The 25,551-nt window shown below is 32.4% G+C and carries 20 protein-coding genes and 1 tRNA gene; all 21 read left to right on the top strand.

Annotation, left to right across the window (positions count from 1 at the left end; all coding sequences use genetic code 11):
- Positions 1–128: 128 nt before the first annotated feature.
- The 21 genes from tgt (at position 129) to JOC47_RS05595 (ending at position 25,420) form a co-directional block, all read left to right on the top strand.
- On the top strand, positions 129–1,244 hold the full coding sequence (tgt, locus tag JOC47_RS05495) for a tRNA guanosine(34) transglycosylase Tgt (protein WP_204701020.1): 1,116 nt from the start codon (positions 129–131) through the stop codon (positions 1,242–1,244).
- Positions 1,245–1,322: 78 nt separating this feature from the next.
- Positions 1,323–1,616: a preprotein translocase subunit YajC gene (yajC, locus tag JOC47_RS05500; protein WP_204701022.1), complete on the top strand. Its 294-nt coding sequence runs from the start codon at positions 1,323–1,325 to the stop codon at positions 1,614–1,616.
- Between the two features lie 20 nt (positions 1,617–1,636).
- Positions 1,637–2,278 (top strand): signal peptidase I, encoded by a 642-nt coding sequence (gene lepB / locus JOC47_RS05505; protein WP_204701024.1) that lies wholly within the window; start codon positions 1,637–1,639, stop codon positions 2,276–2,278.
- Positions 2,279–2,564: 286 nt separating this feature from the next.
- Positions 2,565–2,640 (top strand) — tRNA-Asn (locus JOC47_RS05510).
- A gap of 143 nt (positions 2,641–2,783) precedes the next feature.
- Complete coding sequence (gene secD, locus JOC47_RS05515; RefSeq protein WP_204701026.1) at positions 2,784–4,004, top strand: protein translocase subunit SecD; 1,221 nt, start codon at positions 2,784–2,786, stop codon at positions 4,002–4,004.
- A 5-nt stretch (positions 4,005–4,009) separates the two neighbouring features.
- Entirely contained in the window at positions 4,010–4,867 is an 858-nt protein-coding gene (secF, locus tag JOC47_RS05520; protein WP_204701027.1) for a protein translocase subunit SecF, read from the top strand.
- Between the two features lie 101 nt (positions 4,868–4,968).
- Entirely contained in the window at positions 4,969–5,325 is a 357-nt protein-coding gene (locus JOC47_RS05525) for a phasin family protein (protein ID WP_204701028.1), read from the top strand.
- Positions 5,315–5,788 carry a DUF456 family protein gene (locus tag JOC47_RS05530; protein ID WP_204701029.1) on the top strand — a complete coding sequence of 158 codons (474 nt, stop codon included), beginning with the start codon at positions 5,315–5,317 and terminating at the stop codon, positions 5,786–5,788. The genes JOC47_RS05525 and JOC47_RS05530 overlap by 11 nt, the downstream gene beginning before the upstream one ends.
- Before the next feature lie 13 nt (positions 5,789–5,801).
- Positions 5,802–7,472: an ABC1 kinase family protein gene (locus tag JOC47_RS05535; RefSeq protein WP_204701030.1), complete on the top strand. Its 1,671-nt coding sequence runs from the start codon at positions 5,802–5,804 to the stop codon at positions 7,470–7,472.
- Positions 7,473–7,526: 54 nt separating this feature from the next.
- On the top strand, positions 7,527–11,114 hold the full coding sequence (gene recJ, locus JOC47_RS05540) for a single-stranded-DNA-specific exonuclease RecJ (protein WP_204701031.1): 3,588 nt from the start codon (positions 7,527–7,529) through the stop codon (positions 11,112–11,114).
- On the top strand, positions 11,098–11,610 hold the full coding sequence (locus JOC47_RS05545) for an adenine phosphoribosyltransferase (RefSeq protein WP_204701032.1): 513 nt from the start codon (positions 11,098–11,100) through the stop codon (positions 11,608–11,610). Before recJ ends, JOC47_RS05545 begins: the two co-directional genes overlap by 17 nt.
- A gap of 50 nt (positions 11,611–11,660) precedes the next feature.
- Positions 11,661–13,829: a RelA/SpoT family protein gene (locus JOC47_RS05550; protein ID WP_204701033.1), complete on the top strand. Its 2,169-nt coding sequence runs from the start codon at positions 11,661–11,663 to the stop codon at positions 13,827–13,829.
- A 207-nt stretch (positions 13,830–14,036) separates the two neighbouring features.
- Positions 14,037–14,651 (top strand): MBL fold metallo-hydrolase, encoded by a 615-nt coding sequence (locus tag JOC47_RS05555; protein ID WP_204701034.1) that lies wholly within the window; start codon positions 14,037–14,039, stop codon positions 14,649–14,651.
- A 17-nt stretch (positions 14,652–14,668) separates the two neighbouring features.
- Complete coding sequence (gene hemZ / locus JOC47_RS05560) at positions 14,669–16,180, top strand: coproporphyrinogen dehydrogenase HemZ (RefSeq protein ID WP_204701035.1); 1,512 nt, start codon at positions 14,669–14,671, stop codon at positions 16,178–16,180.
- A 69-nt stretch (positions 16,181–16,249) separates the two neighbouring features.
- Positions 16,250–17,806 carry a peptidylprolyl isomerase gene (locus tag JOC47_RS05565; RefSeq protein WP_204701036.1) on the top strand — a complete coding sequence of 519 codons (1,557 nt, stop codon included), beginning with the start codon at positions 16,250–16,252 and terminating at the stop codon, positions 17,804–17,806.
- Between the two features lie 34 nt (positions 17,807–17,840).
- Positions 17,841–19,103, top strand: coding sequence for a histidine--tRNA ligase (hisS, locus tag JOC47_RS05570; protein ID WP_204701038.1), 1,263 nt, complete (start codon positions 17,841–17,843; stop codon positions 19,101–19,103).
- Between the two features lie 21 nt (positions 19,104–19,124).
- A complete protein-coding gene (gene aspS, locus JOC47_RS05575) occupies positions 19,125–20,909 on the top strand; it encodes an aspartate--tRNA ligase (RefSeq protein WP_204701039.1) in 1,785 nt (594 codons plus the stop codon).
- Positions 20,910–21,076: 167 nt separating this feature from the next.
- Entirely contained in the window at positions 21,077–21,649 is a 573-nt protein-coding gene (locus tag JOC47_RS05580; protein ID WP_204701041.1) for a 5-formyltetrahydrofolate cyclo-ligase, read from the top strand.
- 75 nt (positions 21,650–21,724) lie between these two features.
- Complete coding sequence (locus JOC47_RS05585; RefSeq protein ID WP_204701043.1) at positions 21,725–22,885, top strand: LacI family DNA-binding transcriptional regulator; 1,161 nt, start codon at positions 21,725–21,727, stop codon at positions 22,883–22,885.
- Between the two features lie 44 nt (positions 22,886–22,929).
- Complete coding sequence (locus tag JOC47_RS05590) at positions 22,930–23,895, top strand: PfkB family carbohydrate kinase (RefSeq protein WP_204701045.1); 966 nt, start codon at positions 22,930–22,932, stop codon at positions 23,893–23,895.
- A gap of 13 nt (positions 23,896–23,908) precedes the next feature.
- Complete coding sequence (locus tag JOC47_RS05595; RefSeq protein ID WP_204701046.1) at positions 23,909–25,420, top strand: glycosyltransferase; 1,512 nt, start codon at positions 23,909–23,911, stop codon at positions 25,418–25,420.
- The last annotated feature ends 131 nt before the right edge of the window (positions 25,421–25,551 follow it).

Below are 25,551 nucleotides of genomic sequence, written 5' to 3' on the forward strand. Positions count from 1 at the left end.
TAACGAGTAAGTAGTAAAGAATAAGTAAAAGAAATGATGAGACAATAATAAATGAGATAAAAGCTAAAGGTAAAAAAATAGACAAGTAAAAACAGAGATCTTAAAATTTTATATTTGGAGGCGATAAATTGTCATTTGATTATACAGTAAATCAAGAATGTCCAGAAACTAAAGCTCGAGTAGGTGAATTCACTACTCCACATGGAAGAATTAAGACACCAATTTTTATGCCGGTAGGAACTAAAGCAACAGTAAAGACTATGAGCCCTGAAGAATTAAAAGAAGTAGGCTCTGAAATAATATTAAGTAATACCTATCATTTATATTTGAGACCCGGTCATGAATTAATTGAAGAAGCTGGTGGTTTACATCAGTTTATGAATTGGGATCGTCCTATTTTAACTGATAGTGGTGGATTTCAGGTCTATAGTTTAAGTGATAGTAATGAAATTACAGAAGAAGGGGTTACTTTTCAATCTCATCTTGATGGTTCTAAACATTTTATTGATCCAGAGAAGGCAATTGGGATTCAAAATAGTTTAGGGGCAGATATTATTATGGCTTTTGATGAATGTGCTCCTTACCCTGCTGAAAAAGAGTATGTTGAAAAAGCTGTAGCTAGAACTACTAGATGGTTAGAAAGATCAATTGAAGCGCATGCTAGAGATGACCAAGCTTTATTTGGAATTATGCAGGGGGGAATGCATAGAGATTTAAGAGAAAAGAGTGCTGAAGAGATTACTGAATTTAATTTGCCAGGTTATGCAATTGGAGGGTTAAGTGTAGGAGAGTCAACAGAAAAAATGCTAGAGGTGCTTGATTATGCTCCTGAATTATTACCAGAAGATAAACCACGTTATTTAATGGGAGTAGGAACTCCAATTGATCTTTTTGAAGGGATTATGCGTGGAGTAGATATGTTTGACTGTGTATTTCCAACGAGAGTTGCTAGAAATGGAGCGGTATTTACTAGTGGAGGACGAATCACTGTGAGAAATGCTACTTATAAAAAAGATTTTACGCCATTAGACCACGAATGTGATTGTTATGTTTGTAATAATTACAGTCGTGCTTATATTAGACATTTAATTAAACGAAATGAAATTTTAGGTTTGAGGTTGACTACTTATCATAACTTACATTTCATGTTAGATATTATTCATAATATAAGGGAAGCAATTAAAGAAGGATGTTTTTTAGAGTATCGAGAGCAATTTTATAATCAGTATGGAGTTGAAAAATAGTCCTAAAGTTGATAAAGGAATTTTATCTTCTTTATTGAAGTTATTAATGGGTTTACATTTTAAAAGGAGGAAATAACTATGTCAAGTATTTTAGGAACTGTACTACCTATAGTAGTAGTATTTGGTATTTTTTGGTTTTTGGTAATCAGACCTCAAAAACAAAGACAAGAAGAAAGGCAAGATATGTTATCAGAATTAAATGTTGGAGACAAAATAGTTACTGTAGGAGGTATTAAAGGAGAAATAAAAGAGATAGATGGCGATGATTTAAAATTAAAAATTGCTTCTGATGTAGAAATAGAGATCACCAGACAGTCTATTGGTCGCTTACAGCAAGAAAATTCAACTACAGAAGAGCAAGAAACTGAGTAATTTCTAGGAGGAACAGAATCTTGAGTAAAAAGAATAAGGATTTTTTTGGTTTATTTACTAAAGAATTCGCTAAAGAATTCATTGAATCATTATTAATTGCAGGAGTTTTAGCATTTTTTATAATTACATTTATAGTTCAGTCTTTTGTAGTTTCGGGCTCTTCTATGGAGCCTACGCTACATAACGGTGAGCGATTATTTGTTAATAAATTTATATACTATTTTCAAAATCCACAGCGGGGAGATATAGTAGTTTTAAATCCCGAAGGAGATTCGAGAGATTATATTAAAAGAGTAATTGGCTTGCCAGGAGATAAAATAGAAATAATAGGTGGAACTTTATATATTAATGGGCAAGCATTAACAGAAAACTATATCAAAGAAGATTATATTGAAACTTATAAGTATGAATATTATATCCCAGAAGAAGATACTTATAAAATTCATGATACTGCTGGTCCGTATCATGTTCCTAAAGGGCATGTATTGGTTTTAGGAGATAATAGGAACCATAGTTCTGACAGTAGAAGAATTGAAATAGTAGGCTATGTTTCTTATGACCAAATTAAAGGTAAAGCGTTTTGGGTTTATTGGCCTGTGACGCGTATGAGGGTGTTAGACAACCCAAGTTATCCGCAATTAAGTAATTCAGCGGCACAGTAAAAATTCATATATTTTTAGCTACTCCCTGAAGTGTTATTCTTTATGGAGTAGCTTTTTTATTTTTAATCATAAACTATGGTTTTAATTAATAAAGTGGGTAGTGAGTATTAAAAATTTTTAATAGAAGGCGAAAAGTTTGGATAATGCTAAAGTTGAAAAAAGATTAGAACCAGAGTTCAAATCTAAGGATTGGTATTTTTGTAAAAAAGAATTATAAAAAAATATTGACAAGGTAGTGCCACTGTGGTAATATATTATTGTAAAAATTTAGTTTTTAGCATAATGTTCCCTGATAGCTCAGTTGGTAGAGCGAGTGGCTGTTAACCACTTTGTCGCAGGTTCAAGTCCTGCTCAGGGAGCCATTTTTATTTTTTGCTTAAAAACTTGAATTAATTGCTTTATCATAAAGGAAAATCACCTTCTATCTTGAAATTAAAGTAATGGTAAAGTATAATTAAAACCGCTAAACATAATTATTTATGGTATCAGAGAAAGGAGACAAGTTATGACTTGGAAGCAAAAGAGAGTTTTGAAGTTAGCTAGTATTGTAGTATTATTATTAGTAGCAGCATATTTTCTATATCCACTAAATGAAAGTATTAATCTTGGGCTTGATTTACAGGGTGGAACGCATGTAGTTTTAGAAGCTCAGGATACTGCTAAAACAAAAGTGAATAATGAAGCAATGCAGAGAGTGAAAAGTGTAATCAAAAGAAGGGTTAATGGCATGGGGTTAACAGAACCCGTGATTCAGTTACAGGGAGAAAGACGGATTATAGTTGAATTACCTGGTATTGAAAATCCTAATGAAGCAATTCAAACAATTGGTCGAACAGCGCAATTGAAGTTTAAAAATGAAGCAGATGAAGTATTAATGACTGGTGATAAGGTCAAAGATGCTGAATCAGGATTTGATTCTAAATTTAATCGTCCAATTGTTGTAATGGAATTAACTAGTGAAGGGCAGAGTAAATTTGCTGAAATTACGAGAAATAATGTTGGCAGACGAGTAGGGATTTATTTAGATAATGAACTACTAACTAATCCTCAGGTACAAGAGGAAATAAATCGTTCTAAAGCTCGGATCACTGGATTTGAAAGTATTCAAGAAGCACAGAATATTGCTTTGCAGATTAGATCAGGTGCTTTGCCTGTTCCAGTTGAAGTGATTGAAAATCGGACTGTAGGTCCAATTTTAGGAGAGATTTCAATTAATAAAAGTGTTAAAGCAGGAATTATTGGTCTCATTCTAATTGTTATTTTTATGACTTTAACTTATAGATTGCCTGGTGTATTAGCAGCAATTGCCTTAGCATTTTATTCAATAATTGTGTTAGGCGTTCTATCTGGTTTGAATGCAACTTTAACTTTACCTGGAATTGCTGGTTTGATCTTATCAATTGGAATGGCCGTTGATGCAAATGTAATTATCTTTGAAAGGATTAAGTATGAGTATCAACAAGGCAAGACGTTAAAAGCATCAGTAGAATCAGGTTTTCAAAGAGCATTTCATACTATTTTAGATTCTAATGTAACTACTTTAATTACTGTATTAGTTTTAGCCTACTTTGGAACTGGTACAATTAAAGGATTTGCAATCACTTTGGGAATCGGTATTTTAACTAGTATGTTTACAGCAATTATAGTAACTAGAATGTTACTTAATACTGCTTTAGATACAAATCTGTTACAGAAAAATTCTTTGCTCGGCTGGTCAAGGAGGTAATGGCTGTGGATATAATTGCAAAAAGAAAATTGTGGTTTATTATTTCAGGCGTTTTACTTGTTATTGGTATTGTAGCTATTTTAACCCAGGGTCTTAATTTAGGGATTGATTTTACTGGGGGTACGATTATGCAGTTTAGTTTTGATGAGCAAGTACCTAATTCAGAAATTAGAGAGATCCTATCTGATTCGGGTATTACTAAAGATAGTGTAGTACAACAAACAGAGAATAATGGGGTTCAATTTAAAACTGCAAAATTAAGTCAAGATCAAGTTGTAAATATTCAAAATAAAATTGAAGAGAAGTATCCGTCGGCTGAAATGTTGAGAACGGCTGCAGTAGGGCCAACTATTGGACAAGAGTTAAAGGCTAATGCGATTAAAGCATTGATTATTGCTGCAATAGCAATTGTTATCTATATTAGTGTTCGTTTTGAATTTAGGTTTGCTATGGCTGCTATTTTGGCTTTATTACATGATGTATTTATTGTTTTAGGCGCTTTCGCTATTTTAGGTCGTGAAATTAATAGTCCTTTTGTAGCTGCCTTATTAACAATTGTAGGTTATTCAATTAATGATACGATTGTTATTTTTGATAGGATTAGAGAGAAAATGCATTATTCTAAAAGAGATACTTTTGAAGGCTTAACTAATCAAGCGTTATTAGATACGTTACCTCGTTCTATTAATACATCTGCAACAACATTATTACCTATTCTAGCAATTTTGTTTTTAGGTGGTACGACTATTCAAACTTTTATGGTAGCGTTATTAATTGGAATGTTATCAGGAACTTATTCTTCTATTTTTGTAGCTAGTCCAATTTTAGTAGAATGGAATGAAAGAAAGGAAATTAAGATATAATATATTGTAGACCCTAGTTAATTTAATAGACTAGGGTCTATTAAATTAAAACAGAAAAATAGTAGAGATTATCACTGATAACTATTCAAGGAGGGGTTACGATGATGAAAGTATTTAAAGATATGTTGGCTACTGGATTAGGGGCAGTATTTTTAACCAAAGATAAGATTGAAGAAATGGTCCAGAATTTAGTAGAAGAAGGTTCTGTTAGTAAAAAAGAAGCGGAAGAATTAGTAGATAATATGGTAGAAAAAGCAAAGAAGCAGCGCGAAGATATTAAAAATAAGGTTAAATCAGAAGTGAAGAATGAATTTGAAAAGGCTGGATTTAGCCGCCAAGAAGAAGTAAAAAACTTAAAACAGAAAGTTGATACATTAGAGTTACAGGTTAAATCGCTAGAACAGAAAATAGAAAGATTGGAGAATGAAAAGATTGAGGAAGTAGAAAGTGATAGTTAATATAATAGTAACTATCATAGCAGTTTTAGGGGTTTTGGGGACTTTAGTACCAGTCTTTCCTGGAACCCCTTTAATTGTTGGGGCAGCTATAATTAATGGGGTGGCAACGGACTTTTCAGTAGTTAGTATTAGGTTAATTATCATCTTGATTGGATTAAGTGTTTTAGCGGAAATAAGTGAAAGGCTCTTTAGTGCTGTAACTACTAAAAAATTTGGTGGTAGTAAATATGGAATTATAGGGGCTATTCTGGGAGTTTTAATTGGTAGTCTATTCTTTCCTCCGCTTGGTATCTTTCTTGGCCCAGTCTTAGGGGCTGTCGCTTTAGAATTATCAACGGGAAAGAATATTCAAGAATCAATTAAAGTGGGTACTGGAACTGTGTTAGGAACTTTTGGAGGTACATTAATATCTTTTATAATAGCTTTAATGATGGCAAGTTGGTTATTAGTAATAATATTTTAGGGTGGTGAACTAGATGTTGTTTAAAGGAATTACTAAAAAATATCAACATCTCAAACGCTATAGAGAAATAGTAGAAATTTTAATCAAGCATGGTTTTGGTTATTTAATAAATGAATTAGACTTATATCAGTTTGTACCTTTATCTAAAAGAATTAAAACCTTAGATTCTTCAGCGCCACCTGAGACTAGCAAAGCTAAAAGGTTACGTAAAGTTTTAGAAGAATTGGGCCCTACATTTATCAAATTAGGTCAATTATTGAGTACTAGACCAGATATACTACCTCAGGAGTATATCTTAGAGTTAGAAAAGCTACAGGACCAAGCTCCTCCAATTACTTATGAAGAAGTGATTGAGCAGTTGGAATCTGAATTAGAAACTGATTATGAGGAGCTTTTTCAGGAGTTTTCTCCTGCTCCTTTAGCCTCAGCCTCAATTGGACAAGTCCATAAAGCTATTTTACATGATGGAACAGAAGTAGTAGTTAAGGTTCAGAGGCCCGGTATTGAGCAGAAAGTGAATTCTGATTTAGATATTATGACAGATTTAGCTGGAATGTTAGAGAAAAGGGTTTTTGATGATTTATTTATTAGTCCAGTAAAAATTATGGATAATTTTTCTGAATTAATAAAAAAAGAATTAGATTATAGAAATGAAGCCCGCAATTCTGTTAAATTTAAAAATAATTTTGCGGAAGAAGAAAAAGTAAAAGTTGCAGATTTATATTGGGAATTTATTACTAAAAAAATATTAGTGATGGAATATATTGATGGAGTAAGTATTAATGAATTATCTGAGGATATAGACCGTCATCAAATGGCGGAGACTATATTTGATTCTTTTATGAAACAGATTCTTTTGGATGGTTGTTTTCACGGGGATCCTCATCCTGGGAACATAATGATTACCCATGATAGTAAATTAGGATTAATAGATTTTGGTTTAATTGGGCAGATTAGTCAACGAGATAGAGAAATAGCAGCTACCTTATTTATGGCTTTATTGCAAAAAGAGATGGATTTAGCAGTTGATGAGCTATTGAACTTAGGGATAGTGACTGAAGAGATAGATAAAAGTGCTCTAAAACGTGATTTATATAAACTAGTTGATGATTATTATGGGGCTACTTTAGAACAAGTAGAATTAGGTCCTTTAATTAATAGACTGTTTAATTTGTCTTTTAAATATAAAATAAAACTTCCTTTTAATTTTATTTTATTGGGTAAATCATTAGTTACCATTGAAGGATTAATTTCTAAAATAGATCCTAAATTTGATACTGTAGCAGCTGCTAAGCCTTTTATGTCTAAATTGATTAAAGCTAAATTAAATCCAAAACGATTATTAAAAGATTTATTTAGCGGTGGTCGGAATATTTTTTCTACTTTATCGGAAATGCCTGATGAAGTACAGTATATTTTAAAATTATTGAAGAATCAAGATTTAGCAATTAATTTAGAACACAGTGGTCTGAATCAATTTATTGCTAAGTTAGATATTATTACTAATAGGATATCTATGGCAGTAATTGTAGCTGCATTAATAATTGGCTCTTCATTAATCATGTTGAGTGATAAAGGACCTTTATTTTTAGATTATCCGATAATTGGCTTAACAGGTTATTTGTTGGCAGTTGTATTTGGGTCTTGGTTAGTCATCTCAATCTTGAAGTCAGGTAGATTTTAGATGGAATAATTGATATGATGATTTATAGTATTTAAAATGCATTGGGGGATAATCATGGAGTTTGAAGACAGAGTTTGGCAGTTAAAAGAAGTAGAAGAAGGTTTAGTTGATGAACTAATAACTGAATTAGAGATCACTCCTATCACGGCTAAGATATTAGCTAATCGTGGTTATGATAGTGTAGAAAAAGTAGCAGATTTTTTAGATTGTGATATTAAAAAAATGCATGACCCATATTTATTTCAGGATATGAAAGCTGCAGTAGAAAGGATTAAGCAGGCGCTTGCAGAACAGGAAAATATAGTTATTTATGGTGATTATGATGTCGATGGAATTAGCAGTACTTCATTATTAATGAAGTATTTAAAAGATTGTGGAGCCCAAGTTGATTTTTATATTCCTAATCGATTAGAAGAAGGTTATGGATTAAATAAGTCTGCTGTGAAAAGTTTGGCAGAAAAAGAAATAGATTTAATGATTACAGTGGATTGTGGTATTAAAGCTCATGAAGCAGTAGGTTTAGCTAATGAGTTGGAGATAGATGTGATTATTACTGACCATCATACTGTCCCCCCACAATTGCCTGAAGCAGTGGCTGTGATCAATCCTAAACGTGAAGACTCTACTTATCCTTATGCTGAACTAGCAGGAGTAGCGGTAGCTTTTAAATTAGTGCAAGCGCTAGAATTAAGTAAAGAAGAGGTTGTGATGCCTGCTGCTATTGAATATTTGGCTTTAGTTACATTAGGAGTTGTAGCTGATATTGTTCCTTTACGGGATGAAAATAGAATTATAGCTAACGAAGGATTAGAGCAGTTACAGCAATTGAGTAAAAATGAGCCGGGGTTGTTTGCTTTAGCAGAAGTGACGGGTTGTTTAGATAAGGAAATTTCTACTGGTCATATTGCTTTTGGTTTAGCACCACGGATTAATGCTTGTGGTAGATTGGGGAATCCAGATTTAGGTGTGCAGTTGTTTTTAAGTTCAGATTATGAGCAGGCGCAATCTTTGGCCCAAAAGTTAGATGATTTAAATGATCAACGACAAGAGATGAGTCAAGAAATGCAGGATGAGGCCGAAGCATTGATTGAGCAACTAGATTTAGAGGAAAATTGGATTTTGGTCTTAGCTTCTGAAAATTGGCATTCAGGTGTGATTGGAAATGTAGCTTCAGATTTAAATGAAAAATATTACCGCCCTGTAGTATTAATTGCCATTGAAGAAGAAGGTATGGGTAAAGGGTCAGCACGAAGCATTAGTGGCTTTAATATTCATGATGCATTGTTAGCTAATCAAGATTTATTAGCAGCCTTTGGAGGGCATGAGCAAGCAGCGGGATTATCAGTGGCAGAAGAAAAAATTGATTTGTTGCGTGATAAATTGAATCAATATGCAAAGCAAGAATTAGAACCTCAGGACTTAATTCCGCGCCAAAAGGTTGATGCTGCAGTTGATTTAGAGCAATTATCTTTTACTTTAGTGCAAGAGTTAAATAATTTAGCCCCTTTTGGTTGTGCTAATCCTAGTCCTAAATTGATAGTTGAAGAAATAAAGATTAGTGATTATAAATTAGTAGGTAAGAACGATGACCATTTAAAGTTAACTGCTCAAGATGAAGGATTAAAAGTTGATGGAATTGCTTTTAGTCAACCAGAGGCTAAAAGAAAGCTTGACCTTAAGTCTGAAAACATTTCACTATTATTCAGTCCTGAAATAAATTGCTGGCAGGGACAGAAGAGTTTGCAGTTGAAGATTAAAGATATAAAGGTACCACTTAGTTCTAAAATAGAGCAATTATTTGCTAGAGATGAAGAAGTAGAAGAGAAAGAAAGTGATTTTATTGCTGTGAAGAGAACTGAATTTAACGAACGGCAAGATAGAATTAAAGAATTAAAGATCGGAGAAAGAGTTAAATTACTTTCTAAAGCAAGTAAAGATAATAGTTATAAAGTGGTAGAGGTATTAACTGAATCTGATGAAGTATTAGGATATTTAGCAAAAGAGCAAAGCAGTTTAGCTCGCAAATTAGATGTAGGTGTAGAATATCAAGCTATTGTTGCTGAAGTTTTTAGCGATGAAAATAGCAATTATAATTTGTGCATATTAGTTAAACAATCTAGGCAGAAAGAATACAGTAAACAATTTGCTCGTTTAAAAGAAGTGCAAACCCAAATAGAAAATAAAAATTCAGCTCAGGTTTTAGATTATTTGCGAGAAGAATTATATGATAATACTAACTCTGAACTAATAGAGCAGTCTATAACTTCATTATTGAAAGGGGAAAGCACTTTAAGTATTATTAATGCTAGCCAAAATAAAGATGAATTATCTTTAAGTTTTGCTGCTTGGCAGTCGCTGCAGCAAAATCAATTAGTAATATTGATGTATCCATTTAAATCAATATTAGAACAGCGTTTTCCTGTTATTACTGAAAAGTTAAGTAACTTAGGACTACAAGTATCTAAAGCTACTGCTTCAATAGCAGATAGGGAAGCAATAACCTTGCAAGCGGAATTGATGAATGGAGATTGTGATTTATTAATTACAACGCCTCAATTTTTAAAGACGGCTCGAGTAGATTTAGAAAAGATAAAATCTGAATTAGGATTAATGGTGATTGAAGAAATAGATCATTTTATTAATGATTCTATTACTCCTTCAATTACTGATTTAATTGCTAAATTAGGTTCTCCTTTATTGTTAGCTTTAACTAGTTCAGTTACTAGAACAGAAATTGCTGAGTTGAATAAAGAATTTAATTTTGACAATCAGGTTTGTAGCAATTATAATAAAGCCCCACTAAAATTAAAAGATGAACGTAATATTATTGATAAAGAAGAGTATTTAGCACAGTTGCTTTTGCAAAATAAAGATACAGTAGTTTACGTTAATCAACCTGCAAAAACTAGGGAGTTAGCCCAAAAATTAAGAAAAGAAAATCCGTTCTATAAAGAAGAAATTGCTTTTTATCATCAAAAATTAAGTTCTAAAGAACAATCTATTATTAGGAATAAATTTGTAAATGAAGAATTAAGAATGTTAATTGTTACACCTTATTTAAATGAAGTGTGGGGGCTTAAGAATATTGAGCAAGTAATATTTTATGAACCAGGTTTTAATAGTTATAATTTTAAATATTTAGCTAATCAAGCTGTTAAGTCTGATTCAGGTGAGCTGCATTTATTATATCAATTTGAAGAAGTTGAAAAAAATAAAAAAGTATTGCAACAGTTACTTCCTAATCGTGAATTATTAAAGGAATTATACATTATTTTATTTAAAAATAAAAATAAAGCAGGAGAAGTTACTATTAATCAGCAAGAGTTATTATATGAGTTGAATAGTAAGTTAAATTTTAAACTTAATAAAGAAGTTTTGATTAATTGTCTTAATATTTTTGTTGAATTAGGTTTAATTGAAAGAATCAAAGGAAAAGGAGGTAAAATTAAATTATTAGATAAACCAGAACAAAAATTAGATTTATGTAGCTCAATACGTTATAATGAATGTGTTGTCTTAGAAGAAGTATTCTCTTACTTAGAAAATTTAGCTAGTAAAGAAAAGAATGAAATTTTAAAATCTATTACAGAAACTTATTTAACAACATTGAAAGGAGAGAGGGACATTGAATTTAGCAGATAAGATTAGAACTATTTCTGATTTCCCAAAGGAAGGTATTCAATTTAAGGATATTACTACTTTATTAAAGGATGCTGATGCTTTTCAGGAGTCAATTGATAGAATAGCTGAACGTTATGAAGAGGAAGATATAGATTTAGTAGTAGGGATTGAAGCACGTGGCTTTTTAATTGGAGCTCCATTAGCTATTAATATGAATAAAGGCTTTGTTCCAGTTAGAAAAGAAGGAAAATTACCAGGAGATAAAGTAGTAAAAGAATATGATTTAGAATATGGAAGTAGTGTTTTAGAAATGCATAGTGATGCAATTGAAGAAGGGCAAAAGGTACTAATAGTTGATGATTTATTAGCGACTGGTGGTACAGTTAATGCTACTGTAGAAATGGTTGAAGAAATTGGTGGCGATATTGTAGAAGTTGCCTTTTTAATGGAATTAGATTTTCTTAATGGACGAGATAAATTAGAAGGACAAGATGTGTTTTCTTTAATTATTGAATAGGGTTGTCTGCCTTAAAGGGCCAACTCTATGCTAGAGGAGGTCGATTTATCATGTCTTTAGATAAGCTATTAACTGAAATACAATCATATATTGATGACCCAGATATAGAGTTGGTTAAAGAGGCATATTATTATGCGAAAAAGGTTCATCGGGGACAAGATCGTGTCTCTGGTGAGCCTTTTGTTACACATCCACTGCGAGTGGCGCGGATAATGGCGGAGCTGAAATTGGATTTAACTTCTATTTCTGCTGCTTTACTTCATGATACAGTAGAAGATACTGAAGCAACATTAGAAGATATTCGCGAAAAATTTGGGTCTGAAATTGAAGTTTTAGTCAATGGAGTTACTAAGTTAAATAAAATTAATTTTGAAAGTAAAGAAGAGCATCAAGCTGAAAGTTTGCGCAAGATGTTCTTAGCTATGGCCAAAGATATTAGAGTTGTATTGATTAAATTAGCTGATAGATTGCATAATATGCGCACCCTTAATTATTTGAGGGAAGAAAAGCGGAAGCAAAAAGCTACCGAAACAATTGAGATTTATGCTCCTTTGGCTCATCGCTTAGGTATTTCACAGTTGAAATGGGAACTTGAGGATTTAAGTTTTCGTTATTTAGAGCCAGAAAAGTATAAAGAATTATCAAATAAAGTAGCTAAAAATCGTGAAGAAAGAGAAGCCTATATTGAAAGAATTAATAGGCAGTTAAATGAGAAATTAGGTGAAGTAGGAATTGAAGCAGAAATTTATGGTCGTCCTAAACATTTATATAGCATTTATCAAAAAATGGTGAATAAGAATAAGCGTTTTGATGAAATCTATGATTTAACAGCTTTAAGGGTAATTGTTGATACAGTTAAAGAATGTTATGAGGTTTTAGGTATTATTCATGATTTATGGTCTCCTATGCCAGGGAGAATTAAAGATTATGTAGCAATGCCTAAATCTAATATGTATCAATCATTACACACTACTGTAGTTACTTCGCAAGGAGAAACATTAGAAATTCAAATTAGGACTTGGGAGATGCATCGTACAGCCGAATATGGAATTGCAGCTCATTGGCGTTATAAAGATGGGAAACCTCAAGATGAAAACTTCGAAAAGAAGATTTCATGGTTGCGTCAATTATTAGAATGGCAGCGTGATTTAACTGATGCCAAAGAATTTATGGAAACATTAAAAATAGATCTGTTTGAAGATGAGGTTTTTGCTTTTACTCCGCAAGGGGATGTAGTTTCATTACCCAAAGATGCTACGCCAATTGATTTTGCTTATAATATTCATACTGAAGTAGGTCATAATTGTATTGGAGCTAAAGCAAACGGGAATATGGTTCCTTTAGAATATAGAGTGCAAAATGGAGATATAATTGAAATTTTAACTAATAGTAATAGTGGCCCTAGTCGCGATTGGTTGGATTTTGTTCAAACCTCTCGTGCTAAAAGTAAAATTAAACGTTGGTTTAAACACCAAAGAAAAGAAGAGGTAGCAGCTAAGGGTAAAGAAATGTTGCAAAAAGAATTAAAAAAGCGCAATATTAATATTAAAGAAGAAGAAAAAGAAAGTAAATTGAAAGAAATTGCTCCTGAGTTAGGGGTTTCTAATCTAGAAGGATTATATTCAGCAATTGGTTATGATAAAGTCTCAATTGAAAAAGTAATTCATGAGTTAGAACCTGCGACTAAAGAACAAGAAGAAAAAACCCCACAAAGCGAATTGCAAGAATTACGTAAAAAACATCAAATTAAGAAAGATCAATCTGCTAATCAAGGTGTTAAAGTTAAAGGGATGGATGATTTGCTAGTGCGGATTGCAAAATGTTGTAATCCAGTTCCCGGTGATGAAATTGGGGGTTATATTACTAGAGGACGTGGTGTTTCTATTCACCGCACTGATTGCCCTAATTTTGAAGAGTTAGAAGACAAAGAACCAGAGAGAATTATTGATGTAGAGTGGTATGTTGATAAAGATAATTCTTATCAGGTAGAATTAGAAGTTAAAGCTTTAGATAAACATTCACTGTTAAATGATGTTACTAAAGCTATTTCAGAAGAAGGGGTTAACATTACAGAAGTAGATGCTCGAACTAGTGATGATAGTATAGCTCATATCAATTTAGGAATCCATATTAGTAGTTTAGATCATATGAATAAAATCATTGATAAGTTAGAAGCAATTGATGGTGTTTTGAAGGTTAGAAGAGCCAATCCAAGTTAAAATGATAATTGTTTCTTAATCTTTAAATTTTGTTCACAAAATTATCACAACTACAAGTTACAATTTTAATTGACAGATATTATGAATTTCTTACTTTAATCTAGGTAGGCTTGCCTATCTAGATTAAAGTTTTTATTGTTAATTGCTAGTTGGTTTTTGGAACTGAAATTTTTATGAACAAGTTGCGAAATAAGGAGGAAAGTGCCAATGTTTATAGAAAGGTTAATTGTGGGGAATATGGAATCTAATGCATATATTGTAGCTGATGAAGATACAACTGAAGCAATAGTAATTGACCCTGGTGGTTCTGCTGAAAAAATATTAAAAGCTTTAGAGGAAAAAGAACTAGATTTAAAATTAATAATAAATACTCATGGTCATATTGATCATATTGCAGCAAATGAAAAGATATTAGCTGAAACTAATGCTCAATTATTAGTTCATGAAGCTGATGCCAACTTTTTAACAAACCCAGAATTAAATTTATCATCGTTTATGGCAGAAAAATTGATTTCTCCTGCTGCAGATAGAGTTTTAGAGGCGGGAGGAGAGATTAATTGTGGTGAAATTAGTTTAGAAGTAATTCATACCCCAGGTCATACTAAGGGAAGTATTTGTTTGTTAGGAGCTGATGTTTTATTTAGTGGTGATACATTATTTGCTCGTGGAGTAGGTAGAACTGACCTACCAACAGGTTCTCGCTCTAAACTAAATCAATCTCTTGAAAAAATTGTAGAATTAGATGATGAAATAATGGTTTATCCTGGCCACGGTCCATCTGCTACTTTAGCAGAAGTGAAAGAAAATAATCCCTATCTTTAATTAGGAAGGATATAATTATGAAAATAGGTTTAAAGATCGACTCCAAATACTATGGTCCAGTTAAGGGTACTTTAAAAGTTTTATTACCAGAGCATATAGAAATTTATAAAGCAGCGCAAGCTTATGATTTTGATATTATTATTAATACTCAACTAGATACTAGCGATGGTATTAAGGTCATTAGTGAGATAGTTGGAGATACTTCTTCTAAGGCAGAACAAAGAGATATAATTAAAGATAAAGAAATTTTAGATTCTGCTGTTGATGGGCAAGATTTTGAGAAAAGATGTAGATATAGATTAAAATTAAGCATCTATAGATTATTGTGTGATTATTTAGATTTAGAGATGAGCCCTTGGGGAATTTTGATTGGAGTTCGTCCTACTAAGTTAGTGCATATTTTATTAGACAAAGGATTAAGTTATCAACAAGTTGATTATCGACTACAGAATATATATGGAGTTAACCCTGAAAAAAGAGAATTATTATTAAATATAGTACGTCGTGAGCGTAAATATATACCTACAGCGTCTGAAGCAAGAAAAAAGATCAGTATCTATTTGGGAGTGCCCTTTTGCCCTACTAAATGTGATTATTGTTCTTTTGCTTCCTATCCTTTAAAAGAGTATGGAGAATATGTATCTGATTTTTTAGCAGCTTTACAATATGAAATTGAAAGTATAGGTCAAGTCGTTAGAGATTTAAATTTAAAAGTTGATACTGTTTATATTGGGGGCGGGACTCCAACAGTACTGTCGGCCGAAGAATTAGAAGAAATTATAAAAAAAATAAAATCATCTTTTGCTATTACTGGGGATGATTTACGTGAGTTTATGGTGGAAGCAGGTCGTCCTGATACAATTAATGAGAAAAAATTGAGAGTACTAAAACAGGAAAAAGTTGGCCGGATTAGTATTAATCCGCAAACGATGCAGCAGAAAACGCTGAATAAAATTGGGCGCGACCATACTGTTAAAGATGTAGTGCAAGCTTATAAATTGGCCCGTAAAATGAATTTTGCTAATATAAATATGGATTTAATAGTAGGATTGCCTGGTGAAGGAAAAGAGGAGTTACAGCTTACTTTAGAAGAGATACAAGATTTACAGCCAGATAGTTTGACAGTACATACTTTAGCTATTAAACGTGCTGCAAACTTAAGCAAAGAGCAAAGTGGATTATCTACAGCTTCTGCTGCTAAGATAAATAAAATGTTAAATTTAACTCAAAAAACTGCTGAAAAATTGGGCTTGGTTCCTTATTATATGTATCGGCAGAAGTCACCACTAGGAAATTTTGAGAATATTGGTTATTCTAAGCCAGGTCAGGAATCTATTTATAATATTTTAATGATGGAAGAAAGAGAAATTATCATTGCTTTAGGAGGTGGGGGAGTTACTAAATTAGTTGATAGTAATGATTGGTCTTTAGAGCGGGAAATTAATCCTAAGTTTCCTGTGCAGTATATCAAAGAAGTAGAAGAGAGGACTCAACGTAAGATAGATAAATTGACAACTTTGTTGAGATAAGTTAAAATAATGTTTAGTCTGTAATAAATAAAAAATTATAAATTTAACCTTTCAAGGAGGCTAAAAAAGATGTTAATGGATTTTTTACGTGACAAAATGAAATTAATAATTTATATTGTAGTAATTGCTTTTGTAGGTGGAGGTACTTTAGTTTATTTAAATTATGGTAACACTGGTGGAGCAAATCAAAGTCAAGTTAATGCTCAAAATAATAGCCCAATTGCAACAGTAAATGGTGATGAAATTTCTAATCGGGCTTTTCAATCGCAAGTTAATCAGACTCTAAGTCAAATGAGAGGACGAGTCCAGGATTCACAAGTTTTATCACTTAAAAAGCGAGTTTTAGATCAGCTGATTGATCGTCAGTTAATTGAACAAGAAATGGAATCTAGAGGATTGATGGATGAAGTTAGTGATAAAAAGATAGAAGAACGATTAGATAAAATAGTTAAAGATTCTAAGTTTAAGTCTAAAGAAGAATTAGAACAAAGATTAAAGCAAGCAGGACGTTCTTTAGACCAAATCCGCAGTCAATTGAAGAAGTCATTAGCAATGCAGAAATTATTTGATGAAGTATTAAAAGATATTAAAGTTTCAGATAAAGAGATTAAAGAAAATTATGAAGAAGTATCTGCTAGTCATATTTTAATTAGAACTAAGAATAAAAGTAATCAAAAAGCTAAGCAAAAGGCTGAAGAAGCAATTGAAGAGATTGAAGAAGGAACAGAATTCTCTAAAGTAGCTAAAGAATATTCTGAAGGACCATCAGCAAAACGAGGCGGTAAATTAGGTTCCTTTGGTCATGGTAAAATGGTTGAAGCTTTTGAAGATGAAGCATTTAGATTAGAAGAAGGAGAAATTAGTGACCCAATTAAGACTAAGTTTGGTTATCATGTTATTAAGGTAACTGCTAAGAAAGAAGCTGAAGGTCAAGAATTTGAAAAGCAGAAGAGTAAAATTGAAAATGAACTATTAAATAAAAAGAAAAAAGCTGCTTTTGATAAATGGATTTCTGAAGAGAGAGAAGGAGCAGAAATTGTAATTAACAGTAAAGAAATTAAAGGTTATAATGCACAACAAGCTGAAAATTATGAACAAGCAATTAAAAATTATAAAGCTGCTCTAGAAGAAAATGGTCGAGCAAGTTATTTATATAATAATTTAGCTCAAGCTTATCAAAAACAAGATAAGACTGATAAAGCAATTTCAACTTATGAAGAAGCTATTGAAAAGTATCCAGAGCAAACTAGTTTCTATAATTCATTAGCGAATTTATATCAGAACCAAGATAAGACTGATAAAGCAATTAGTTTATATCAAGATGCACTGAAGAATAATAAAGATAATGCTAATCTTCACTTGGCATTAGGTGAATTATACCGCAAAGAAGAGATGAAAGATAAAGCATTAGAACAGTATGATAAATTCTCTAAATTATCTGGAGATAATCTAATGGCTCACTATAGACTATATAGTGTCTATAAGAAAATGGGTCTAACAGAAAAAGCTCAAGCTGAAATGAAGAAAGTCAAGGAAATTCAAGCTAAAAAGCAGAAACAACAGCAGAGTCAAAAGAAAGCAATTCAGCAACAGCAGCAAAATCAACAACAAAACCAAAGTAATTAATTTTTAGATGATAAATTAAGGAGGTACATTTAGAATGAAAATCAGAGCCCCGCGAGGGACTAATGATATATTACCTCAAGATACTGCCAAGTGGCAGTATCTTGAGCAAAAATCTAAAGAAATTTTTAGTACTTATAATTATCAAGAAATAAGAACACCTATTTTTGAAAAGACTAATTTATTTCAACGTGGTATAGGTGAAGATACTGATATTGTAGAAAAAGAAATGTATACTTTTGAAGATAAAGGTGGACGTAGTATTACTCTTCGTCCTGAAGGTACTGCTTCAGTAGTAAGGTCATTTCTAGAAAACAAAATTTATGGTCATGCTCAACCAACTAAATATTACTATTCTGGGCCAATGTTTAGATATGAGCGTCCCCAATCTGGTCGTTATAGACAATTCCATCAAATTGGTGTAGAAGTTTTTGGTACAGATAGTCCAGCAATTGATGCTGAGATTATATCGTTGGGAATGCATTTTATATCTGAATTAGGATTAAAAGATTTAGAGGTACGTTTAAATAGTGTAGGTTGTCCTAAATGTAGAGCTGATTATAAAGAGAAACTATTAGATTATTTTGAACCTTATTTGGAGCAATTATGTTCTGACTGTCAAAATCGTTATGATAGTAATCCGCTTAGAATCCTAGATTGTAAAGTGGATAGTGATAAAGACTTCATGGCTGATGCGCCGAAAATTCATGAAGAATTATGTGATGAATGTCAAGAACATTTTTCTGAGGTCAAAGAATATTTGGATTTATTAGATATTGACTATCAGATTGATGCTACTTTAGTACGAGGTTTAGATTATTATACTAAAACAGCTTTTGAAGTTGTTTGTAATGAATTAGGTGCTCAAGATGCAGTTTTTGGCGGCGGTCGTTATGATAAATTAGCTGAAGAAATTGGTGATCGTGATGTGCCAGGAATTGGTTTTGCTATGGGGGTAGAAAGAATTCTATTAGCTCTTGAAGAGCAAGGGATAGAGTTGCCGATAGATCGTGAGATTGACTTATTTATTACTACTATTGGTGAAGAAGCCCAAAAGACTGCTTTTCGCTATCTGAATCAGTTAAGAAAAGCAGGTATTAAAGTAGAAATGGATTATCTAGATCGTAGTGTAAAAGGACAAATGAAGTGTGCAGATAGAAATAATGCTCAATATAGTATAATTTTAGGTGGTAACGAACTAGAAAAAGGCGTTGCTACAGTTAGAGAAATGAAAACAGGAGATCAAGAAGAAATTGAACTAGACAATTTAGTAGCAGAGATGGATAAGCGGGTAGAATAGCATAGGAGGGAGCAAGCCAAGATGAAAGGTATGGAAGATTGGAGTAGGTCAGATTATTGTGGTGAAATTACTAAAGAACAAGAAGGAACAGAGATAACTTTAATGGGCTGGGTGCAGCGCAGAAGAGATCATGGGGGAGTTATTTTTACTGATTTGCGTGATCGCTTTGGCTTAGTTCAAGTTGTTTTTAGCCCTGAAGTAAATGAAGATACTTTTGAGTTAGCTGATGAGTTGCGTAAAGAATATGTTATTGCTGTGAAAGGAAAAGTTAAAGCAAGACCTGAAGCAATGATTAATGAAGAACTAGCAACTGGTGAAGTTGAAGTCTATGCTAGTGAATTGAAAATTTTAGCTGAGGCAGAGACACCTCCGTTTATGATTGATGATGAAATTAAAACTAGTGAAGAATTAAGACTTAAACATAGATATTTGGATTTGAGAAGAAATCCAATGCAGGATAATATTAAGCTGCGACATAATGTTAAACAAGCAGTGCGAGAATATTTAGACGACAATAGATTTTTAGAAGTTGAAACACCAATGTTGACTAAAAGTACTCCGGAAGGAGCAAGAGATTTTTTAGTTCCAAGTAGAGTTAATAAAGGTAAATTTTATGCTTTGCCACAGTCACCGCAGTTATTTAAACAATTATTAATGGTGTCTGGTATGGATAGATATTTTCAAATCACTCGCTGCTTTAGAGATGAAGATTTAAGAGCAGATAGGCAGCCTGAATTTACTCAAATTGATATTGAGATGTCTTTTATGAATCAAGAAGATATCTTAGATATGATTGAAGGAATGATTGAAGAAGTTTTTGCTGCTGCCGATATTGAGGAGAAACTTGATTTTCCTCAGATGAGTTATGAGGAAGCAATGAAGAGATATGGAACTGATCGACCAGATACTAGATTTGATATGGAATTAATTGATCTATCAGAGATTGTAGCTGATAGTGACTTTAATGTATTTAGTGGTACTGTAGCTGATGGAGGTCAAGTAAAGGGAATTAATGCTAAAGGTTGTGCTGATTTTTCCCGAGGGGATATTGATAAGTTAACTGATTTTGTTGCTGATTATGGAGCTAAAGGATTAGCATGGATTAAAGTAACAGAAGACGGTGTAGAATCTCAAATTGCTAAGTTTTTAGCTGATGAAGAAATAGATGCTATTATAGATAAAATGTCAGCTGAAGCAGGAGATTTACTGTTGTTTGTAGCTGATAATCCAAAAGTAGTAGCTGCTTCTTTAGGTAATTTACGTTTGAAGTTAGGTGAAGAGTTAGATTTAATCCCTGAAGATGAATTTGATTTCCTTTGGGTTACTGATTTCCCATTATTAGAGTGGGATGAAGATGAAGAAAGATATATTTCTTTACATCATCCATTTACAATGCCCAAAGAAGAAGATATTGAGCTATTAGATGAAGATCCAACTGCAGTGAAATCTCAAGCTTATGATTTAGTACTGAATGGAATAGAAATTGGTGGAGGTAGTATCAGAATTCATGATATTGACCTGCAGAAAAAGATATTTGAACTATTAGATATGGGAGCAGATGAAGTAGAAGAAAAGTTTGGTTTCTTATTAGAAGCCTTTAAATATGGTGCTCCGCCGCATGGTGGAATTGCATTTGGATTAGATCGTTTAGTAATGTTACTTGGTAACTTAAATACTATTAGAGATGTAATTGCATTCCCTAAAACTCAGCGAGCAACTTGCTTGTTGACAGATGCTCCATCTGAAGTTGATGAGGGGCAATTAGGAGAATTAGCCTTAGAATTAGAAGATTTAGAATTAGACTAAATTAAAATTTAGATAATTATATATAATTTAAACTGCAGTGCCTGACAATTCTATTGAAGGTGCTGCAGTTTTTTATTATTTATTAGAGTATATTTTGAAAAAAATGAGTGGAGGAATTTTAAGAAAAATTTTAGTAATATTTTTTATATTTAAAAAGAGGTGAAATTATGACTAAAGAAGAACAAAGAGAAAAATTATTAGAAATTAGAAATAATTTGTCAACAACAGAAGTGAAAGAGAAAAGTAAGCTTATTAAAAAGAGACTTTTTGCTACTGAAGAATATAATACTGCTCAAACAATTTTGATTTATATTAGTTTCAATAATGAAGTTAGAACTAAAGCAATAATTAAAAAGCTCTTAGCAGAAGATAAAAGAGTGATAGTGCCAATTACTGATACTGAAGAAAAGAGATTATATCTATCTGAACTTAAAAATTTTGAGCAAGAATTAACTCCTAGTAGTACTTATGGTATTTTAGAGCCTAAACCTGAATACAGAAGATTAATTAATAAAGAAGAATTAGATTTAATTATTGCCCCAGGAGTAGGGTTTGATGACTCATGTAATAGAATTGGTTATGGAGGCGGTTACTATGATCGCTTATTAGCTTCTGACCCACAAGTATTGACAATTGCTTTAGCTTTTTCAGAACAACTCGCTGAGCAAATTAAGACTTCCTGCCATGACCAAAAAGTTGAGAAAATAATTACTGATAAAAAAATAATAAGTTGTAAATAATGTTGACAGTAGACTAAAATATTATTATAATAAATAATGTAATGGTTTTCATACACCAGAAAGAGGTGATTTTTAATGACTACAATTGCTGATGTTGCTGAAAGAGCAGGAGTTTCTACTGCCACTGTTTCTAGAGTATTGAACAATAGCGAAAAAGTAACTCCTCAAACTAAAGAAAAAGTAGATTTAGCAATTGAAGAATTAGGTTATAATTTAAAGCAAGTTAAGCAGTCAGAAAAAAATGAAATAACAATTCGAGATGTAGCAACTGAAGCAGGTGTTTCAGAAGCTACAGTATCTAGAGTTATAAATAATAGTGCCCGAGTAACTTATCAAACTAAAGAAAAAGTTACTCAAGCAATTGATGAATTAAATTATAGTCCTAATGCCAATGCGCGGCATTTAAGGAGAAGCGAAACAAAATTGATTGGTTTAGTAATTCCAGATATTTGGAATCCCTTTTTTGGAGGAATTGTTAGAGGGGTTGAAGACTTAGCTAGAAATAATGATTATAATGTAGTTTTATTGAATACTTCTGGTTTATTAGCTCGGGAAAGAAAATGTATTAATGTTTTAAAAGATAGAAGAGTTGATGGTTTGATATATATGGGTAAGACTTATGATCAACAACGAATTGATTTGTTATCTAATTGTGATTTTCCTATTGTTATTATTTCTCGAGAAGAAAATGAAATTGATTATCCTACTGTAAATATTGATAATTATCAAGCTGCTTATGATATGACAAATTATTTAATAGAAGAAGGTTATCAAAAAATTGCATTTATTGGCGGGCCAGAAGAGGATAAAACTGCTGGGCTGAAGAGAGAGAAAGGTTATCGACAAGCTTTAGCTGATAATGAACTGCAGTTTGATTTTGATTTAATGGTTAAAGGAGATTTTACTTTGCAAAGTGGTTATCAAGGAATTGCAGAGATATTAAAGCAGAATATAGTTCCTGATGCTGTTTTTGCAGCTAATGATGAGATGGCAGTAGGGGCAATGAAATATATTAGGGAGCAGGGTTATAGTATTCCAGAAGATATTGCAGTAGCTGGATTCGATAATATTAGTTTAGTAGATTATGTAGAACCACGTTTAACTACAGTAGTGCAACCTGTTTATGAACTAGGTCAAACAGGCATTAAAACATTATTAAAATTGATTAAGGGAGAAGAACTAGAGGATAATAATATTGTTTTAGACTATGATATAGAAGTGAGAGAATCAACCTAGAGAGGAATTATGAAACAGCTTATAAAAGTGAGGAGGTATTAAAAGTGTTTTCTTTGTCTGAAAAAGTTGAATTTTCTGAAAGTAAATTTGATGTTGTGGCAGTTGGTGAAGTTTTAGCAGATATTATTTCTACCGACTTGGTTCCTTCATTTAAAGAAGCAGATGAATTCAAGCGTTATTTTGGTGGTTCTCCTGCTAATATAACAATGAATGTTAGTAGTTTAGGTGCTAATTCTGCTTTGATTAGCAAAGTTGGTGCTGATGGTATAGGTGACTATTTAACAGAAAAATTAGTTGCTGGCGGTGTAGATGTAAGTGGAGTAGTATCTAGTGCAGAACATAATACTTCAATAGTTATGGTTACCCAAAGTAAGGAGAGTCCTGATTTCATTGCTTATCGTGATGCTGAAAAGTATATTGAAGAAGATGATATTAAGGAAGAGTTAATTACTGATACCAAGGTTATTCATCTTTCTACTTTTGCTTTATCTGCCCCAGTAACACGAGAAACTTTAGCTAAAATAGTTGAATTAGCAGCAAAGAATGACAAGATTATTAGTCTAGACCCAAATTACAGACCACAATTGTGGGAAGGTAGAGAAGATGGACCACAATTTATTAAAGATTTATTGCAGCAAGTTAATATTGTTAAACCGTCTCTTGATGATGCTGAAGCATTATTTGGTTCTGGGTCTACTCCTCGAGAGTATATTAATCAATTTCATAAATTAGGAGTAGAATTAGTAATTTTGACTTTAGGAGCAGATGGAGTTATAGTTTCTACTGCAAAGCAAGAAATAGAGCTTGATACTTATGCTGAGCAAGTAGTTGATACTACTGGTGCAGGAGATGCCTTTTGGTCAGGATTATATGCTTCATTAGTAGATGGTGATAAATTAGAAACAGCAGTTAAAGTTGGAAATGCTACTGCTGCCTTAGCATTACAGCAGGTAGGAGCTTTAGCAGATTTACCGAATAAAGATGAAATTATTAATCGTTTTAAAATCTAAGGAGGCTAAACAGATGTCTAAACCTGAATTAATATCTTTTTTAAACCCGCAAGGAAATTTTGACCCGAATGATAGTTATTGGACGGAACATCCTGACTTTGGTGGACAACTTGTATATGTTAAAGAGGTTTGCTTAGCTTTAGCAGAAGAATTTGATGTGCAGGTTGATATTGTAACACGACAGGTTAGAGATGAAGACTGGCCAGAATTTTCTAGAAAATTTGATTCTTATGCAATTAGTGATAAGGTCAGAATAATTAGAATTCCATTTGGCGGTGATGAATTTTTAAAGAAAGAGAAATTATGGCCACATTTAACAGACTATGTTGATAATTTAATTGAATTTTATCAAAGTGAAGGTCAGATGCCTGATATCACAACAACTCATTATGGTGATGGAGGATTAGCAGGAGCTATGCTGCAAGAGAGAATGGATATTCCATTTACATTTACTGGTCATTCTCTTGGAGCGCAAAAGATGGATAAATTTAATATTGATGAAGATAATATTGAAGAGCTAAATGATCGTTTTAAGTTCCACCGTCGGATTACTGCTGAAAGAATTGCTATGAAGAATTCTGCAACTAATTTTGTGAGCACTAAACAAGAACAGAAAGAACAGTATTCTCATCATGCTTATCGTAATGCTGTTGATGTAGATAATGATGATAAATTTGCAGTAGTGCCACCGGGAGCTAATACTGACATTTTCAATCCTGATCAAGCAAATGAGACAGAAGAGAAAATCCAAGAAAAGATTGAAAGAGTTTTTGCTCGTGATTTGGATGAAGACAGACAAGAGATGCCAGCTATTTTAGCTGCTAGTCGTTTGGATCACAAAAAGAATCATGTAGGGTTAGTAAAAGCTTTTGCTCAAAATGAAGAATTACAAGAACAAGGTAATTTAGTAATGACTTTGCGGGGGATAGATAATCCATTTGAGGATTATTCTCAGGCAAGTGGCGATGAGAAAGAAATTTTAGATGAGATTATGGAGATTATTGCTGAAAATGACTTAGAAGGTAAAGTAAGTATGTTTTCTTTAGCTAGTCAATTAGAACTAGCAGCTTGTTATCGCACTTTAGCTGATTATCAATCTGTATTTGCTTTAACAGCTTTTTATGAACCATTTGGTTTGGCTCCAGTAGAAGCTATGGCTTCTGGATTGCCAGCAGTAGTAACACAAAATGGAGGACCATCAGAAATTATGCGTGAAGGAGATAAAAAGTTCGGGATTTTAGTAGATCCGGAAGATCCAGAGGATATTGCTGAAGGCCTATTAAAAGTTGTAGGGCAAGAAGAAACTTGGCAAGAATATCGAGAAGCAGGTATGAAGAGAGTTGAAGCTCAATATACTTGGGAAAGTACTGCCGATGGTTATTTAAAACAACTCAAAAAGATATTAACTGATAAACAAGAGTATGTTCCTCAAGATAGACTAGCTATTCCAGAGTACTTTAAGACTGGAGAAGAAGATAAAGATATTGCTTTAGAATCATTAAAAGAACTTTATTTAACTAAATAATTATACTTAAGTCCAGCTCTTACTTCTTGTAGGAGCTGGACTTTTTATTAATTGAATCCAGGAAAATAATAATCAGTCTAGAAATAATAATAAGGTTAGTTCTATTATTATAACTATATCTGACTAAATTT

Origin of the sequence: Halanaerobacter jeridensis (genome assembly GCF_016908315.1) — a bacterium.
GTDB lineage: Bacteria > Bacillota > Halanaerobiia > Halobacteroidales > Halobacteroidaceae > Halanaerobacter > Halanaerobacter jeridensis.